This window comes from Bradyrhizobium sp. SRS-191 (genome assembly GCF_024586915.1).
In the GTDB taxonomy this organism is placed as follows: domain Bacteria; phylum Pseudomonadota; class Alphaproteobacteria; order Rhizobiales; family Xanthobacteraceae; genus Bradyrhizobium.
This window is the reverse complement of record NZ_JANBVS010000086.1, coordinates 1-1,078: the sequence shown is the minus strand read 5'-3', so window position 1 is coordinate 1,078 and position 1,078 is coordinate 1. Positions and strand designations below refer to the sequence as shown.

General features: G+C 63.4%; 1 protein-coding gene. It reads left to right on the top strand.

Features of this window, described 5'->3' with window-relative positions:
- Positions 1 to 149: 149 nt before the first annotated feature.
- Positions 150 to 1,078: IS110 family transposase (locus NLR35_RS34185; protein ID WP_257170934.1), on the top strand; the 929-nt coding region annotated here is incomplete at its 3' end.

The window sequence follows — 1,078 nt, the reverse complement described above, 5'->3', positions numbered from 1 at the left end:
GCGGTAGCCGCCGCGTCGGCCCTGGAGGGGAGAGCCCGTATGCCCCTTGGCACGAAACCGTGGGTGAGCCAGGTGCCTTCCCTCCACTCTTCACAACCCGAACAGTTGCAAGGTCACCCAGACCGGATGTGCAAGGAAGGGATCGGAAGATGGCACAGATTGTACGATCTGCCGGGATCGATGTCAGCAAGGAATGCCTTGACGTAGAGGTTTGGCCGGAGCGGAACGAGCCGTTGCAGGTGGCCCGTGATAAGGCAGGCTTCAAGGATCTCGTCGCATGGCTTCGAGACCGGCAAGTCACGCGGGTCGGCTTGGAGGCCTCGGGCGGGTATGAGCGCGAGGTCGTCGATGCGCTGGAAGCGGAGGGCTTCGAGGTTACGTTGCTCAATCCGCTGCGGGTGCGTCGCTTCGCGCAGGCCAAGGGCCGGCTTGCAAAGAACGACCGTGTCGACGCGTTGATCATCGCGCAGTTTACCGCGGTGATGATCGAAGCTCCTGCTCCGAAGCGACGACGCGAGCTGGATACGTTGAGCGAGCACCTGCTGTTCCGTCGCCATCTGCGCAAGGGCATCGACGACTGCACCAATCAGCTCGAGCATCTGCGGGATGCCAAGCTGCGCCGGAAGGTCGAGGCGCAACGCAAGAGGTTGCAGACCGAACTGACCGTTCATGACGCAAAGCTGGCCGAGCTCGTCGCCGAGCATGCCGACTGGAGCGAGCTGGCGCGGCGGATGCGTACGGTGCCAGGCGTCGGACCGGTGCTGGCGCATACGCTGATCGCGCTGTTGCCCGAACTCGGCAGGCTGTCGCGGCGGGCGATTGCCAGCCTGGTGGGGGTTGCCCCGTTCGACGATGACAGCGGCAAGAGAAGTGGCGAGCGCCACATCAAGGGAGGCCGCGAGGCCGTACGTGAGATCCTGTACATGGCGGCGCTGTCAGCCAAACGGTTCAATCCGGTGATCGCCGAGTTTGCGCAGCGACTGACAGGGAAAAAGCCCAAGGTCATCATCGTTGCCTGCATGCGCAAGCTCCTGGTGATCCTCAATGCCATGCTGCGCGATGGGTTGGACTGGCAGCA